Genomic DNA, 13,876 nt, shown 5'->3' with positions numbered 1-13,876 from the left:
GCTTCACCGGCATTTGACTTGGTCTGTGGACCGCCTGGACAAACATGGCCAACGGCGGTTCGGCCGGAGCAAGGCTTCGGCCCGCGATAATATGCGCTTATTCTAATATAACGACAATCCCGCTATTGGCGCCGGAAGCGGAGATGCTCTCCGCCGGTTCCGCCGCCGATCCGGTATCCTTTGCCTTTACCCCAGCCACCACCACAGTCCGCCGACCGCCAGCGCGATCAGCACCGCGACGCCGGCGAGCATAAGATAGGAGCCGATGATCATCTCGCGGATGATCTTCTTGATACTGGCGCGGTCGTTGAGGTTGGGGAAGGGTTCGTTGGGAAGCGGAACGCCGAGGAAATCGCAGAGCGGACCCCAGCCGTCGGTCACCTTGAACACCAGGAGCCTCTCCGGTGACACCGCCGCTTTCACTTCGTCGATATAGGCGTTGTAGCGCGCCACCGCCTTGTCACGGTCGTTCATCACTCCTTTCAGCGTGCGGCCCCAGACCAGCTTCCGCGACATGTCGCCGAACTTGCGGCCGAACGGCGTCAGCCATTCCAGCACCCTGAACTGCCAGACATTTTCGGTGAAGTAGATCGTGTCGATGGTGCTCTCGTACCAGGCTTCGGCGCCACGCGGATGCAGCGTCAAAAGCACCTTGGCACGGGGATAGGCCGCCATCAGCTCGCGCCACACGCAGCAGCCCGGATTGTCGACGGTCGCCCGGTAATCGGCAAAGACGCGATTCCAGTCGTGCTGCGTGCCGGGCGGGCTGTTCGCCACCTTGCGCCAGAAGTCGAGATGGCCCTTGTTGGCCTTGTTCATGATGACTTCCTGCATATGGTAGCTCGGAAAGCCGAGCCTGTTCAGCGCGGCGAAAGTGGACCACGTGCCGGTGCGGCCGAATCCGGCCCCGATGATTTCGAGTGTCATTTACCCCCCCTATCCCGTTTGGCCGGATTGTTTTTCTCCTGACTCTCCGGCCCGCAGCCTCCATGCTGCGCTGAAGTCGCTTCACTCGCAACATTTTTCCATTAGCGTTTCTGAAAATATGCCGGCAAGCGCATGTCGGCCAAAAGTGTGCAGCGGTTTTGGGTGTGCAGCGGTTTTGGGAAAGCGACATGCGGGAAATAACGTCGCCTGGACGATGCGCCGTGACTGTTTTGTGTATTCACGCGAAGGGTGCCGTCTGATAATAGGTCAGCTACATTGACCTAAAAGAAAACTCGCCCTGCGGGAGGTGCGCCTTGACCCTGTTGAACCTTCTGGCCTCGCGCTCCTCGCGCATGAAGGCCTCGGAAATCCGCGAGCTGCTCAAGCTGCTCGACCAGCCCGACATCATCTCATTCGCCGGCGGCATTCCGGATCCGACGCTGTTTCCGGCCGAGGCCATCGGCGACGCCTACCAGGCGGTGCTCGGCGGCGCGGAGGCGGGCGCCGCCTTGCAATATCAGGTCAGCGAAGGCTTTCTGCCGCTGCGCAAATGGCTGGCCGCCTATATGGGCACGCTGGGTGTCCGGTGCGACGAGGGCAACATCTTCATCACCTCCGGCTCGCAGCAGGCGCTCGACTATCTCGGCAAGCTGTTTTTGTCGCCCGGCGACACCGCGCTGGTGACCTGGCCGACCTATCTCGGCGCGCTGCAGGCCTTCAACGCCTATGAGCCGCGCTACGACCGGCTGAACGCTGCCGGCGGCAACATGACGCCGGAAGCCTATCGCGCGGCGGCCGCGGCTAATGGCGGCAAGGTGAAGTTCGCCTATCTGGTGCCGGATTTCGCCAACCCGACCGGCAACACGCTCGACGCCGGGCAGCGCGAGGCGGTGCTCGATCTCGCCGGCGAGCTCGACATAGCCGTCATCGAGGACGCCGCCTACCGGGCGCTGCGCTACGACGGCGAGGCCGTGCCGCCGATCCTGGCGCTCGACTGCGCGCGGTCCGGCGGCATCGACAAGGCGCGCACGCTCTATTGCGGCTCGTTTTCCAAGATCCTGTCGCCCGGCATGCGCGTCGGCTGGGTCTGCGCGCCGCGCCATGTCGTGGAAAAGCTGGTGCTGATGAAGCAGGCCTCCGACCTGCACAGCCCCTCGATCAACCAGATGGTCATGCACCGCGTCGCCGAAACGATCTTCGATCGCCAGGTGGAGAGGCTGATCGGCGCCTATCGCCGGCGTCGCGACGCGCTGCTCGGCGCGCTCGAGGAAAACATGCCCGACGGCATTTCCTGGAGCCGGCCGGAAGGCGGCATGTTCGTCTGGCTGACGCTGCCCGAAGGCTCGGACGCCACCGACCTCCTGGCGCGTTCGGTGAAGGAGGCGCGCGTCGCCTTCGTTCCCGGCAAGGCCTTCTACGCCGACGGCACCGGCCGCAACACGCTGCGCATGTCGTTCACGCTCGCGGATGACCGCGCGGTGGGCGAGGGTGTGCCAAGGTTGGCGAAGTTGCTGAGGGGTTGAAAGTGGTTGATCTCCCCCGCAAGGGGGGAGATCACCTTTCGCCGGCTATCATCTCGCCCTCGCGCAGGCGTGATTGCTGGTGCGCAGGCGTGATTATCGGGGCCGCCGATTCTTCAGCCAGGGTCGCGGCCGATCCAACACCCCCTGGATCGACAGGCCGCGAAGTCCCACCTTCACGGCCGAACGAAAGAGCCCCGACGGCCTCCACCGGCGGGGCTTTTTCATGGGGCTTCCCCTCGCGTTGGAGCCGACGCGGAGAAGCGCGACAGGGCCAGGCGACGCTACTTGTTGCAGTTCTGCATGTCGGAAGTCATGGCGCCGCTGGGAGTGTTGTTGTCGGTGTCGTAGCCGCCGCTGTCCTTGCAGCGGTCCTCCATGCCGTTCGACTTGTTCGTGGAACCGGTCGTGGTCGTATCCGTCTGGGTCGGCGTCGTGCCTGTCACCGCGCCGTTAATGCCGCCCGACACGCTGCCCGACGCATTCGCGCCGGCGCTCGTGCCGGTCGATTGCGCCATCGCGGCCGAGGTCGCGAGCGCAAGGGTGAGCACGCAAGCTGCGAGGATTTTCTTCATCATGAGGAAATCTCCATCGGTTTGCATTGTTGATTGAATTTCCAACGGAGCATTCCAGGGGATGTTCCGGCTGAAAGAATTCGTGAAGGGCCGCATCGCCGGCCTTTTCGAGGGTTTGGCGGGCAGATCGCGCGGCGGTCGGCCCTTGCAGGAGACGGCCGACAAGCTCAAATGTGTCGCCCCGGCTGGTGAGAGAGGATGGCATGGATGCATCGCTCCGCGTGACACTGCTGCTCGGCAGCGCGCCCGATGTCACGCGCTGCGCTTCATGGCCGAAGCAGGCCTTCGCCGACATCGTCGCCATCAACAATGCCTGGCGCGTGCGCTCCGACTGGGACATCCTTGTCCATGCCGGCGATTTCCCGGCCGATCGCATGCCGCGGCCCGATCCGGCGCGGCGGATTTTCAGCGCCGCCGACTATGTGCCGACTCAGAACAGCTTCGGCGGCTTTGTCTATGCCGGCGGCACCATGTCGATGACGGCGGCCTACTGGACGGTCCGCAGCCAGAGACCGGACGTGCTCGCCTTCCTCGGCTGCGACATGATCTACGATCATGCCGGCGACACGCATTTCTACGGCACCGGCCGCGCCGACCCGCTGCGCGGCGACATCACACTGCAGAGCCTCGAGGCAAAGTCCGCGCGCTTGCTGATCCACGCGCTGCGGCGCGGCACGCTCTGCGCCAACCTGTCGGCCCTGCCGCGCAGCCGGCTGATCTTCCCGAAGCTCTCCTTCGAGGAGGTGCGGGAGCTCACGCCATCGCGCCTTGCCGCCATGCGGGCCGAGTTGCGCGCCTGCATCGACACCGAGGCGGTGGATGCGGCCGAGGCGATGGAGCGCGAGTTCGGCTATTTCTACGACGACGGGATGTACTGGAACCACCTCGACGAGATCGACGGCGCCAAGCTTGCCCGCATCGACCGGTTGTGGCTGGCGGCCGTGGACGGGCTGGTGGCGCCGCCGCTGGAGGAATGCAACGCGGCGGAGTAGGGCGTTCACCCGATCGTTGGAGATTGGCGAAAGCGGCGGTGACGTCCAATCTCCCCCCAAGCGGCTAGGGGATGCATACATTTCCAAGCGGCTGGTCTTTGGCGATAGCGTGCATGGCAGCTTGGCGCATGTCTAATGTAGCGCTGGTCGACCCCCCACTCCGTCTCGGCTTCGCCGAGCCACCTCTCCCCCGATCGACCATAGGCGCTAAGATAGGTGTTGCAGCGCGGAATCGGTTGTGATTCTACGCTGAGGATGACACACGAATCACTTGTTGATGACGGCTGGGCCGAGACGATTGCGCTTCTCGGCGGCGAAGAGTTGATCGCAGGAAGTGCGCGCGAGACGAAGGCGTTCCTGCGACCGCGGGGTATCCGGTCGGCGTGCGATCTGTTGCGCCTGACATTGGCTTACTGCCTTGGCAAGGTGGGCATGCGGGGCGTCGTGGCCTGGGCGGCGGCGAGCGGGATTGCCGACATCTCGGACGTGGCCTTGCTCGGCCGGCTGCGCAATGCAGGGCCGTGGCTGCAGCAGTTGATTGGGCATCTTTTGAAGCGCGAGGAAAAAGGCTTGGCCAAGGGCCGGCTGATCCGCATCCTCGATGCGACGGCGGTTGCCAAGGCCGGTGCGCATGAGAAGAAGAACAATGGCCTTTGGCGCATGCACTGCGCCTTCGAGCTTGAGCGCGAGCAGTTCGATTTCCTCGAGATCACCGACCAAAGCGAGGCCGAGCTGATCGACCGCGTGCCGGTGGTGGCGGGCGAGATCCGCATCGGCGACCGCGCCTATCTGCAGGCCGAGCGGATCGCAAGGGTCATGGCGCAAGGCGGCGACGTTGTCGTGCGCGCGTCGTGGAAGAATGCGCGATGGCTCGACGCCAACGGCAAGGCGTTCGATCTCATCGGCTACCTGGAGAGCCGCCGCGAGGAAGTCTTCGAAACGCCTGTCCGGTTGGCCCTCAAGAAGGGCGAGCCTGTGAAGATGCGCCTGATCGCCTTGCGCAAATCCGAGGCAGCGGCACAAGAAGCGCGGCGCAAAATCAACAAGGAAGCCAAGGCCAAGGGCAACAAGGTTCGACCCGAGACGCTGATTGCGGCCGGCTTCGTCATCCTTGTGACCTCGCTTGACCGGCAGGAGTTTCCCGCCGGCACGGTTCTCAAGCTCTATCGCATGCGCTGGCGCATCGAGCTCGCCTTCAAGCGTCTGAAGAGCCTGATCGGGCTGCGCGCGCCTCCCGCCAAAGACCCAAGGATCGCAAAGCCTTGGATTCTTGCCCACTTCCTCATCGCGCTTGTGACCGAACCCCTCTCGCAGGAGTTGGGTGTCTCTCCCCCTTGAGCGACGGGCGCCCGCTGCTGTGGCGCGCCACCCGCCAGATCGTCGCCTCGCTGATCGCAGCGATCTTTACTCAGCCTCGCTTGGCAAGCTTGCGCCAAAATCTCCATGCCTTGCGGCATCGTTGGCGTGAGCCACCGCGAAAACGCAAATTTCAAGCCATGCCAAAGCTATCTTAGCGCATATGCCCGATCGACGGGGTAGAGGAAAGGCGCCAGGCTTCTTGCCGTCAACGCTCGTCCAGCAAGGCTCCCTTCCTTTCCCTCCGGAGGGGGGAAAGGTGGCGCTGCGAAGCAGCGACGGATTGGGGGAACCACGTGGCAATCAAGCCTCAGGTCGATCAGTAGTCACAGAAGATGTGTGCATAGCGTAGCCACAAGGGTAGCCACAAAGGGGGGAGATCAGCGGTCTCGGCGCCCCGCCAACTCGTCACACAAAGTTGCTCGGCTCCGGTTCGCCTTTCGGATAGATTTTCCTCAGTTCAAGCAGAAGGAGTGCAGCCATGATCTCGCGCTTTGGCTTTGCCGCGCTTGTGCTGTTCGGTCTCGCCACCCAGGCATCCGCCTTCGAAATCTCCAGCCCGTCGGTCTCCAACGGCAAATGGGACGCCAAATATCTCGGCGACAAGGCTGGATGCGGCGGCAAGAGCGTCTCGATCGCGCTTGCCTGGAAGGACCCGCCGGCCGGCACCAAGAGCTACGCGCTCACCATGTTCGATCCCGATGCCAATGGCGGCAAGGGGTTCTGGCATTGGCTCGCCTGGGACATCCCGGCGAGCGCCAAAGGCCTGGCCGAAGGCGCCGGCTCGAAGGGCGGCAAGCGCTTGCCCAGGGGCACGGTGTCCGGCGAAAGCGGCGTCGGCCGCGCCGGCTATTTCGGCCCATGCCCGCCGCCCGGCAGCGGCATGCACCACTATGTCTTCACGCTCTATGCGCTGGGCGAAGCGAAGCTGCGCACGCCGGAAAATCCGTCGCCGGCGATGGTGTCGGTGGCGGCGAAGAGCCAGGCGCTGGGCGAGGCCAGCGTGACGTATACGTATGGGAGGTAGCCGATCTCCCCCCTTGCGGGGGAGATGGCCGGCAGGCCAGAGGGGGTCGCCTCGCGTAGAGCATCGACGCCCGGCGAACCCGAAGAGGAGGTTGTCGCTTCACGCGCGGCGACCCCCTCTGTCGCCTTCGGCGACATCTCCCCCGCAAGGGGGGAGATTACGCCACTCCTCACTCCGCCGCTTGCAGCTTGTCCTGCGTCTTCGTCTCGAAGTCGCTGGCGTCGTGGCGCTCGTGCAGCTGGTAGGCCGGGTCGCCGGAGATGCGGTTGACCATGCGGCCGCGTCTCACCGCCGGCCGGGCGTCGATCGCGTCGGCCCAGCGCTGCACGTGCTTGTATTCATGCACGGAGAGGAACTGCGCGGCGTCATTGTAGTTGCGGCCCTTGGCGAGCCCGCCATACCAGGGCCAGACCGCCATGTCGGCGATGGTGTAGTCGGGGCCGGCGAGGTATTCGCTCTCGGCCAGCCGCCGGTCGAGCACGTCCATCTGCCGCTTGGTCTCCATGGCGAAGCGGTCGATGGCATATTCGATCTTTTCCGGCGCATAGGCGTAGAAATGGCCGAAGCCGCCGCCGAGATAGGGTGCCGAGCCCATCTGCCAGAACAGCCACGAGAAGGTTTCCGCGCGAGCGGCACGCTCCGTCGGCAGGAACTCGCCGAACTTTTCGGCGAGATAGGTGAGGATCGAGCCGGATTCGAACACGCGCACCGGCTTCGGCTCGCTGCGGTCCATCAGCGCCGGAATCTTCGAGTTCGGATTGACCTCGACGAAGCCTGAGCCGAACTGGTCGCCGTCGTTGATGCGGATCAGCCAGGCGTCGTATTCGGCGCCCCTGTGGCCGCGCGCCAGAAGCTCCTCCAGCATGATCGTGATCTTCTGGCCGTTGGGCGTGGCCAGCGAATAGAGCTGCAGCGGATGCTTGCCGACCGGCAGTTCCTTCTCATGCGTCGGCCCGGCAACCGGCCGGTTGATCGAGGCGAAGGCGCCGCCATTCGGCTTGTTCCAGGTCCAGACTTTCGGCGGAGTGTACTGGTTCATCTCGAAGGCCCTGTTCTGCGGGGTGGATGCGGGTTCGTTGGCGCAAGATTTAGGTGCGGTTGCGCGCGCGTCAAAGAAAAAAGTTCAATTTTCGTTGAACTAACGACTGGGCCAGCCTCTTTTCCCTTATCCCCAAGGGCCACAAGGGAGAAGGGAAGATACCCTTGCACATCGCCCCTTTGGCCATACCTATAGAAAAAGACCCGCAATGCAGGATCGACCGATGACCATCGAAAAAGTCTCGCGCTCCGTCGTTGCCGTGCGCGCCACGGTTCCGGACGACGCCTTCACCGCCAATGCGCTGGGCACGCGCCGCGAGGGCAGCGGCGTGGTGATCCGCGACAGCGGGCTGGTGCTCACCATCGGCTATCTGATCACCGAGGCCGAGGAGGTCTGGCTGACCGACCAGGACGGCCGCGTGGTCGCCGCGCATGCGCTGGCCTACGACCAGGAGACCGGCTTCGGCCTGGTGCAGGCGCTGTCGCCGCTCGGCCTGCCGGCGGTCAAGTTCGGCAACGCCAGGAAGGCCAATATCGGCGACGCCGTGACGCTTGCCGACGGCATCGGCCAGCAGGTCGACGCCCACATCGTCACCAAGCAGGAATTCGCCGGCTACTGGGAATATCTCATCGACGAGGCGATCTTCACCGCGCCGGCGCACCCGTCATGGGGCGGTGCGGCGTTGTTCGACCGCGCCGGCAAGCTGCTCGGCGTCGGCTCGCTGCGCCTGCAGATGAGCCGCGCCGGCGAGGTCGCCGACATCAACATGATCGTGCCGATCGACCTTCTGACGCCGGTCCTCGACGACCTGGTGAAGCGTGGCCAGTTGGCCCGGCCGCCGCGCCCCTGGCTCGGCGCCTTCTCGGCCGAGTCGAACGGCATGGTGGTGGTGATGAGCGTTGCCGAGGGCGGCCCGGCCGAGCAAGCGGGTCTGCGCCAGGGCGACATCATCTCCGATGTGCGCGACGGCGAGGTCGACGGTCTCGCCGACTTCTACCGGAAACTCTGGCAGAACCCGGCCGGCGCGGAAATTCCGCTGCGTGTCGTGCGCGACGGCCGCGAAACCTGGCTGCGCGTAAAATCCGCCGACCGCAACTCCTTCCTCAAGAAGCCGCAGCTCCAGTAACGCCGCATGCACCCAAGGCTGCTGAAGACGTTTCTCGCCGTCGCGCGCACGCACAACGTCACGCGCGCCGCGGCGGAGGTCAATCTTGCGCAGTCGAGCGTCAGTGACCAGATCCAGGCGCTGGAGGCCGAGCTTGGCGCGAGCCTGTTCACCCGCTCGCGGCAGGGGTTGGAACTGACACCGGCCGGCGAGGCGCTGAAACCCTATGCCGAGCAATTGCTGTCGCTCGCCGACGAGGCGCGGGCCGCCATCGATGCCACCAGGAGCGAGACGGCCGGCAGCCTGTCGATCGGCGCGCTGGAGACGATCGCATCCGCACGGCTTCCCGAGTGGCTTGCCGATTTCCGCGCCGCTCATCCCGACATAGACATCAGACTGAAGATCGCTGGCAGCGGCGAGCTGCGGCGCAAGCTGGGAGAAGGCGAGATCGACGTCGCCTTCTGCTTCGACAGGCCCGGCGCCGGCGAAGCGAACGAGCGTTTTGCCAGGCGCATCGTCGCGGCCGAGCCGCTGGTGCTGATCGCGCCGCCCGGCGAGAACCGGACGGACGTCGATCTCAAGGAGCTTGCCGAAAAATGCTTCGTCGCCACCGGAACCGGATGCGTCTACCGTGCCATGATCGACCGGGCCTTCGCTGAGGCGGGCCTCGACGGACCGAAATTGGCTGTGGAAGCCGGCAGCATCGACGCCATCGCCGGCATGGTCGCGGCCGGCACCGGCCTTGGCGTGGTGCCGCGCCTGGCGGTGGCGGCCGCGCTCGATCGTGGCGAGGTGGCCGAGATCGCATGGCCAGCCCCTGTCCGCTCGGCCGAGCTGGTGATGATCTGGCGGCGCCGGCGCGTCCAGCCGCCGGCGCTGAAGGCGCTGCTTGCAGCGATAGGAGAGAATTTCGAGCCCGTCAGATCAGCCGGTGCCCGCCCTCGACATGCAGCGTCGTTCCCGTCGTGAAACCATTGCCGATCAGGAAGCGAAGCGCGTCGGCAATGTCTTGCGGCCGTCCGACGCGGCCGGCCGGCAGCCGCTTGGCCATCGCGGCAAGCGTCTCGTCCTTGGCGTCGCCGGCGACGAGCTGCCAGATCGGTGTGTCGACCCATCCGGGCGAGACGGCGTTGACGCGGATCGGCGCCAGCTCGACGGCCAGGGCCCGCACCAGACCTTCGAGCCCGGCGTTGACCGCGGCGACCACCGAGCCGCGCGCCGCCGGCCGGTAGGCTGCAATGCCGGAGACGAAGGTGAGCGAGCCGTTGGCCGAAAGCTTCGGCGCGCCGTGCTTGGCCAAAAGCAGCGGCCCGTAAAACTTGCTCTCCACCACACGCTGCGCCGCTTCCAGCTCGATCTCGGGCAGCAGCCGGTAGGCGCCCTCGATATCGGCGGCCGTGCTGACGATATGGTCGAGCCGCCCGATGCGCTCAAACAGCGCCGCGACCTCGGCTTCGCGGCTGATGTCGACAACCGCCGTTTCGAGCTTTGCCGGCCGGTTGAGCTCGTCCCGCGCGGCGCTCAGCTTCGCTTCGCCGCGCCCGGCGATGACGACCGCGGCACCCTCATCCAGGCAGCGCCTGGCAAGCGCCAGCCCCATGCCCGAGCCGCCGCCGACGATCAGGATTTTTCGATTGTCCATGTCCATGCCTTTCCTTCGCATGGACGGTGATGTGGCAGGCGAGAGGGCGAAACGGAAACGGAAGAAACCGATAGTGTCATCGGAAAGTCCGATGGTGATAATGCGGCCGCCGACGAAAGTCAGGCGGCCTTGTGGAACTCCATGTCGAAGCGAAGCGGGTGGCCAAGCGCCTTGAACGCCTCCTCGAGCGAGTCAAGGCGTGAGTTGTGATCGAGGCGGAACAGACGATCGACGTGTTCCCGCTGGCATTTCAGTTCGCGCATCAGATCCGCTCGGCTCCAGCCCTTTTCCCTCAGAGCCATGTATAGGGCCGACTTCAGGAAGATGAGCGCCGGAATCTCGACGAACCATCCCTTACCCTTGGTTTCCTTGAGCGGGTAGGGAATGTCGTCGCCATGAGCAATGCGCGCCGCGATCGCCTCCTCGATGGCGTTCCGCCCATTCCGGCAAGCTTCTTCCTTGGTGTCGCCATAGGACACGACCTCATCGAATTGAGGCGCTGTAACCAGCCAGGTATCGTTGTCATCGGGCGTGAGGGCGAGTTCATACCACATACACAGCCTCCTCTATTTCAGGCCCAGATCCTTCTTGATCTTCTCGACCAAGCGCGTTCCAAGTTCCTTGCCGCCGCCGTGCATTGGCAGCTGGGAAACCTTGCCTTTGAGACGGACAGTCAGGTGACCGCTCCCACCACGGTGGTTTCGAAGGTGCATCCCTGCTTGGCGAGCCAGCGCCGGAGTTCGTTCGCATTCATAAGATAGCGTACTCCACACATCTGTAGAAGTCAACAGAAGTGTGGAGTATCGCTAACGATTGAAAAAGTGGAAGAAAATGACTTTTTGGCTGGCGTCCAATTTGCATATGTGCCGTGCGGAGCGGTCGCCCCAGGCCGCTGACGGAAACTGGTAGCAATTATTGCTGCGGTGGCGCGGAATCGTCCAGACTGCAACGATCGGGATAAGCAAACGAGGGCGGCAAATGGCACCCATAAAAGTCGATCCGGACAAGGTTCGCGAATTCCCCGATGCCGAAAGCTTCTACGCCTGGCTAGCCGACAACCACGCCAGCGAAAGCGAGGTCTGGATCAAGGTTCACAAGGTGGGTTCGGGTCTTGCCTCGATCACGCCGAAGGAGGCGATCGACGTCGTGCTCTGCTTCGGCTGGATCGACGCGGTGCGCAAGTCGCTCGACGAGAAGAGCTTCCTGCAGCGCTACACGCCGCGCGGCAGGAAGAGCATCTGGAGCAGGATCAACATCGACAATGTCGCCCGCCTGATCGAGGAGGGCCGCATGACGAAGCATGGCCTCGAACAGGTCGAGGCGGCCAAGGCCGACGGCCGCTGGGACCGCGCCTATGGCGGATCGAAGGAGATGACGATTCCGCCCGACCTGCAGGCGGCGATCGACGCCGAGCCGGAGGCGAAGGCGATGCTGGCAAAGCTTTCCGCGCAGAACCGCTTCGCGCTCGCCTTCCGCACCCACAACATGAAGACAGAGGCGGGGCGCAAGAAGAAGATTGAGAGCTTCGTTCAAATGCTGAAGCGCGGCGAGACGATCCATCCGCAGAAGAAGTAAGCGCAGACAAAAACGCCGCCCTCGAAGGGTCGCGAACAGTCAAATGGGTCCGGGAGAAGGACGATGACCGGCAAGACAAATCATTCCGGCAAGGTGGCGCTCGTCACCGGCGGCAATCGCGGCATCGGGCTGGAGGCGGCGCGCCAGCTCGCCGAACTTGGCTTCACCGTGCTCATCGGCGTGCGCGACCTCGCCAAGGGCGAGGCGGCGGCAAGCAGGCTCGGCGACAGGGTCGAGGCCATCGCGCTGGATGTCGCGGCGCCCGACGCTGCCGCCCGTGCCGCGGCTGAAGTCGAGCGTCGCTTCGGCCGGCTCGACGTTCTGGTCAACAACGCCGCCATCCACTACGACCCGTCCGCGCGGGCGTTGCGGCCCGACTGGAGCGTGATCCGCGAGGCTTTCGAGACCAACGTCTTCGGCGCCTGGCGCGTCGCGGTCGCTTTCGCGCCGCTGCTCGGCGCCTCGGGCCACGGCCGGCTGGTCAACGTCTCGTCCGAAGGTGGCTCGCTCGCCTCGATGGGCGCCGGCGCGCCGGCCTATTCGACCAGCAAGGCGACGCTCAACGCGCTGACCCGCATCCTTTCGGCCGAGCTGCGCGGCTCGGGCGTGCTGGTCAATTCGGTCTGCCCCGGCTGGGTCGCGACCGACATGGGCGGTCCCGGCGGCCGTCCCGTCGCGCAAGGCGCGGCCGGCATCGTCTGGGCCGCGACCCTGCCGGATGACGGCCCGACGGGCGGCTTCTTCCGCGATGGCAGAAAGCTGCCGTGGTGAAAAAGGAAAAATTGCAGGGATCGTTTCCGCCTTTAAGATGTTGTTTTCAAGCATTTTTCCATTACCGTGATGGAATTCGAGAACGGTGGTGGAAAATGGCTGGTAAGACATTGTTATTTAATAGTTTTCCACTATGTTTTCAAAAATGGCTCGGCAGAGTGGAAAACGGATGCTTAGAGAGCTGACAAGCGAACAGCGCCGCCAACTCATAGATACCCAACAGGTTTATGAGAGCTGGCTCAGCGCCGACGAAGAGCATCAAAGGCGCTTCACGGGCAGCATGCGCTGGGTTGAGCGCAACGGCGCCGAATACCTGCTGCGTAAGGTCGGGCAGACCGAGAACTCGCTTGGCCCCAGAAGTGAGGAGACGGAAAAATCGTTCTCGGCTTTCTCCGAAGGCAGGGAACGAAACAGGGATTTGCTGGCCGGCCTGTCCGATCGTTTGAACGGCCTTGCCAAGGTCAATGTCGCAATGGGCTTGGGCAGGGTGCCGGTTATCGCGGCCCGGATACTGCGGCGCTGCGCTGAAACGAATCTGCTCGGCAAGCAGTTGCTGGTCGTCGGCACGAATGCGCTATTCGCCTATGAGGCTTCGGCGGGTGTGCAGATTGCGAGCGGCCTCACGGCAACCGGCGACATCGACCTGCTCCTCGACTCGCGCCGCCGGATCAGCTTCGTAACCGGCGAGAAGATAACGCAGTCCGGGTTGATCGGTGTATTGCGCAAAGTGGACCGGTCCTTCAAGCCGCTCCAGCCCAGGGCCTTCAGGGCGACAAACCGGGATGGTTATCTGGTCGATCTCATTCGACCGCAAACGAGAAATGTCCTCAAGGACAATGCCCCGACGTCGATAACGCCGCTTGCCGATGATCTCGACGGCGCTCCGATGGACGGATTGCAATGGCTAATCAATGCGCCCAAGACCGAGGCAATCGCTATCGACGAGCGCGGCTACCCAGTTAGGATACCGACGGTCGACCCCAGGGTATTTGCGCTTCACAAGGCATGGCTCGCGAGGCGGCCCGACCGGTCCGCGGTCAAGGCGACCCGTGATCGCGAACAGGCTGAGGTGGCTGCGGCGATTGCCCACAACTACCTGAAGCTTCCACTGGACGGCGACTATCTCAAGGCCTTTCCCGCTCCTCTTCGAGAAGCCGCGATCCGGACGCTTCTGCCGGTAAAGTCGCCTGGACTTTCCGAGGATTCTGCAATCGAGCCTGATTGGTAGCCGCCCGGCCACCTGGCAATCCATGCTACGAAAATAGCATTCTCGACCCGCGAACGGTGATGCTAGGCTCGCGCCCGCGCACCCCAGGCACACGGGTGGCGTGGTCTCGCAAGGCGAGG

Annotated in this window: 14 protein-coding genes; 9 read left to right on the top strand and 5 right to left on the bottom strand. The window is 64.2% G+C overall.

Features of this window, described 5'->3' with window-relative positions; translation table 11 throughout:
• Window positions 1-186 precede the first annotated feature (186 nt).
• On the bottom strand, window positions 187-927 hold the full coding sequence (locus QAZ47_RS24100; protein WP_278230988.1) for a sulfotransferase family protein: 741 nt from the start codon (window positions 925-927) through the stop codon (window positions 187-189).
• A 353-nt stretch (window positions 928-1,280) separates the two neighbouring features.
• Here QAZ47_RS24100 and QAZ47_RS24095 point away from each other — a divergent pair, with 353 nt between their 5' ends.
• Window positions 1,281-2,450: a PLP-dependent aminotransferase family protein gene (locus tag QAZ47_RS24095; RefSeq protein WP_278233865.1), complete on the top strand. Its 1,170-nt coding sequence runs from the start codon at window positions 1,281-1,283 to the stop codon at window positions 2,448-2,450.
• 281 nt (window positions 2,451-2,731) lie between these two features.
• On the opposite strand, the gene QAZ47_RS24090 is transcribed toward QAZ47_RS24095, so the two are convergent.
• Window positions 2,732-3,025, bottom strand: coding sequence for a hypothetical protein (locus tag QAZ47_RS24090; protein ID WP_278230987.1), 294 nt, complete (start codon window positions 3,023-3,025; stop codon window positions 2,732-2,734).
• Between the two features lie 200 nt (window positions 3,026-3,225).
• Here QAZ47_RS24090 and QAZ47_RS24085 point away from each other — a divergent pair, with 200 nt between their 5' ends.
• The 3 genes from QAZ47_RS24085 to QAZ47_RS24075 all read left to right on the top strand — a co-directional run bounded on the left by QAZ47_RS24085 (window position 3,226) and on the right by QAZ47_RS24075 (window position 6,397).
• Complete coding sequence (locus tag QAZ47_RS24085; protein ID WP_278230986.1) at window positions 3,226-4,014, top strand: hypothetical protein; 789 nt, start codon at window positions 3,226-3,228, stop codon at window positions 4,012-4,014.
• A gap of 255 nt (window positions 4,015-4,269) precedes the next feature.
• On the top strand, window positions 4,270-5,352 hold the full coding sequence (locus QAZ47_RS24080; RefSeq protein WP_278230985.1) for a transposase: 1,083 nt from the start codon (window positions 4,270-4,272) through the stop codon (window positions 5,350-5,352).
• A gap of 499 nt (window positions 5,353-5,851) precedes the next feature.
• Window positions 5,852-6,397, top strand: a complete 546-nt coding sequence (locus QAZ47_RS24075; RefSeq protein ID WP_278203264.1) for a YbhB/YbcL family Raf kinase inhibitor-like protein — start codon at window positions 5,852-5,854, stop codon at window positions 6,395-6,397.
• Between the two features lie 169 nt (window positions 6,398-6,566).
• Here the strand turns inward: QAZ47_RS24075 and yghU are convergent, their stop codons facing one another.
• Entirely contained in the window at window positions 6,567-7,436 is an 870-nt protein-coding gene (yghU, locus tag QAZ47_RS24070) for a glutathione-dependent disulfide-bond oxidoreductase (RefSeq protein ID WP_278230984.1), read from the bottom strand.
• Window positions 7,437-7,659: 223 nt separating this feature from the next.
• On the opposite strand from yghU, the gene QAZ47_RS24065 reads away from it, so the two are divergent.
• The gene (locus QAZ47_RS24065) at window positions 7,660-8,562 is read left to right on the top strand and encodes a S1C family serine protease (RefSeq protein ID WP_278203262.1); all 903 of its coding nucleotides are present in this window, start codon (window positions 7,660-7,662) and stop codon (window positions 8,560-8,562) included.
• A gap of 6 nt (window positions 8,563-8,568) precedes the next feature.
• Window positions 8,569-9,510 carry a LysR family transcriptional regulator gene (locus QAZ47_RS24060; protein WP_278203261.1) on the top strand — a complete coding sequence of 314 codons (942 nt, stop codon included), beginning with the start codon at window positions 8,569-8,571 and terminating at the stop codon, window positions 9,508-9,510.
• Here the strand turns inward: QAZ47_RS24060 and QAZ47_RS24055 are convergent.
• Together QAZ47_RS24055 and QAZ47_RS24050 are read right to left on the bottom strand one after the other, a co-directional pair.
• Window positions 9,461-10,189 (bottom strand): SDR family oxidoreductase, encoded by a 729-nt coding sequence (locus QAZ47_RS24055; protein ID WP_278230983.1) that lies wholly within the window; start codon window positions 10,187-10,189, stop codon window positions 9,461-9,463. The genes QAZ47_RS24060 and QAZ47_RS24055 overlap by 50 nt on opposite strands.
• 113 nt (window positions 10,190-10,302) lie before the next feature.
• Window positions 10,303-10,737 (bottom strand): type II toxin-antitoxin system HicB family antitoxin, encoded by a 435-nt coding sequence (locus QAZ47_RS24050; RefSeq protein WP_278203259.1) that lies wholly within the window; start codon window positions 10,735-10,737, stop codon window positions 10,303-10,305.
• Between the two features lie 424 nt (window positions 10,738-11,161).
• On the opposite strand from QAZ47_RS24050, the gene QAZ47_RS24040 reads away from it, so the two are divergent.
• From QAZ47_RS24040 to QAZ47_RS24030, 3 genes are all read left to right on the top strand, one after another.
• Window positions 11,162-11,758, top strand: coding sequence for a YdeI/OmpD-associated family protein (locus QAZ47_RS24040; protein WP_278230982.1), 597 nt, complete (start codon window positions 11,162-11,164; stop codon window positions 11,756-11,758).
• Window positions 11,759-11,821: 63 nt separating this feature from the next.
• Window positions 11,822-12,529: an SDR family NAD(P)-dependent oxidoreductase gene (locus QAZ47_RS24035; RefSeq protein ID WP_278230981.1), complete on the top strand. Its 708-nt coding sequence runs from the start codon at window positions 11,822-11,824 to the stop codon at window positions 12,527-12,529.
• A 169-nt stretch (window positions 12,530-12,698) separates the two neighbouring features.
• Window positions 12,699-13,757, top strand: a complete 1,059-nt coding sequence (locus QAZ47_RS24030; protein WP_278230980.1) for a nucleotidyltransferase domain-containing protein — start codon at window positions 12,699-12,701, stop codon at window positions 13,755-13,757.
• The last annotated feature ends 119 nt before the right edge of the window (window positions 13,758-13,876 follow it).

It is taken from the genome of Mesorhizobium sp. WSM4904 (assembly GCF_029674545.1).
Taxonomy (GTDB): domain Bacteria; phylum Pseudomonadota; class Alphaproteobacteria; order Rhizobiales; family Rhizobiaceae; genus Mesorhizobium.
The sequence above is the reverse complement of the archived record's forward strand: the minus strand, read 5'-3'. Positions and strand labels throughout refer to the sequence as shown.

Bases quoted from the DNA above. Each gene is read 5' to 3' on its own strand.
- QAZ47_RS24100 (WP_278230988.1), bottom strand. From the start codon at position 927: ATGACACTCGAAATCATCGGGGCCGGATTCGGCCGCACCGGCACGTGG.
- QAZ47_RS24095 (WP_278233865.1), top strand. From the start codon at position 1,281: ATGAAGGCCTCGGAAATCCGCGAGCTGCTCAAGCTGCTCGACCAGCCC.
- QAZ47_RS24090 (WP_278230987.1), bottom strand. From the start codon at position 3,025: ATGATGAAGAAAATCCTCGCAGCTTGCGTGCTCACCCTTGCGCTCGCG.
- QAZ47_RS24085 (WP_278230986.1), top strand. From the start codon at position 3,226: ATGGATGCATCGCTCCGCGTGACACTGCTGCTCGGCAGCGCGCCCGAT.
- QAZ47_RS24080 (WP_278230985.1), top strand. From the start codon at position 4,270: ATGACACACGAATCACTTGTTGATGACGGCTGGGCCGAGACGATTGCG.
- QAZ47_RS24075 (WP_278203264.1), top strand. From the start codon at position 5,852: ATGATCTCGCGCTTTGGCTTTGCCGCGCTTGTGCTGTTCGGTCTCGCC.
- yghU (WP_278230984.1), bottom strand. From the start codon at position 7,436: ATGAACCAGTACACTCCGCCGAAAGTCTGGACCTGGAACAAGCCGAAT.
- QAZ47_RS24065 (WP_278203262.1), top strand. From the start codon at position 7,660: ATGACCATCGAAAAAGTCTCGCGCTCCGTCGTTGCCGTGCGCGCCACG.
- QAZ47_RS24060 (WP_278203261.1), top strand. From the start codon at position 8,569: ATGCACCCAAGGCTGCTGAAGACGTTTCTCGCCGTCGCGCGCACGCAC.
- QAZ47_RS24055 (WP_278230983.1), bottom strand. From the start codon at position 10,189: ATGGACATGGACAATCGAAAAATCCTGATCGTCGGCGGCGGCTCGGGC.
- QAZ47_RS24050 (WP_278203259.1), bottom strand. From the start codon at position 10,737: ATGTGGTATGAACTCGCCCTCACGCCCGATGACAACGATACCTGGCTG.
- QAZ47_RS24040 (WP_278230982.1), top strand. From the start codon at position 11,162: ATGGCACCCATAAAAGTCGATCCGGACAAGGTTCGCGAATTCCCCGAT.
- QAZ47_RS24035 (WP_278230981.1), top strand. From the start codon at position 11,822: ATGACCGGCAAGACAAATCATTCCGGCAAGGTGGCGCTCGTCACCGGC.
- QAZ47_RS24030 (WP_278230980.1), top strand. From the start codon at position 12,699: ATGCTTAGAGAGCTGACAAGCGAACAGCGCCGCCAACTCATAGATACC.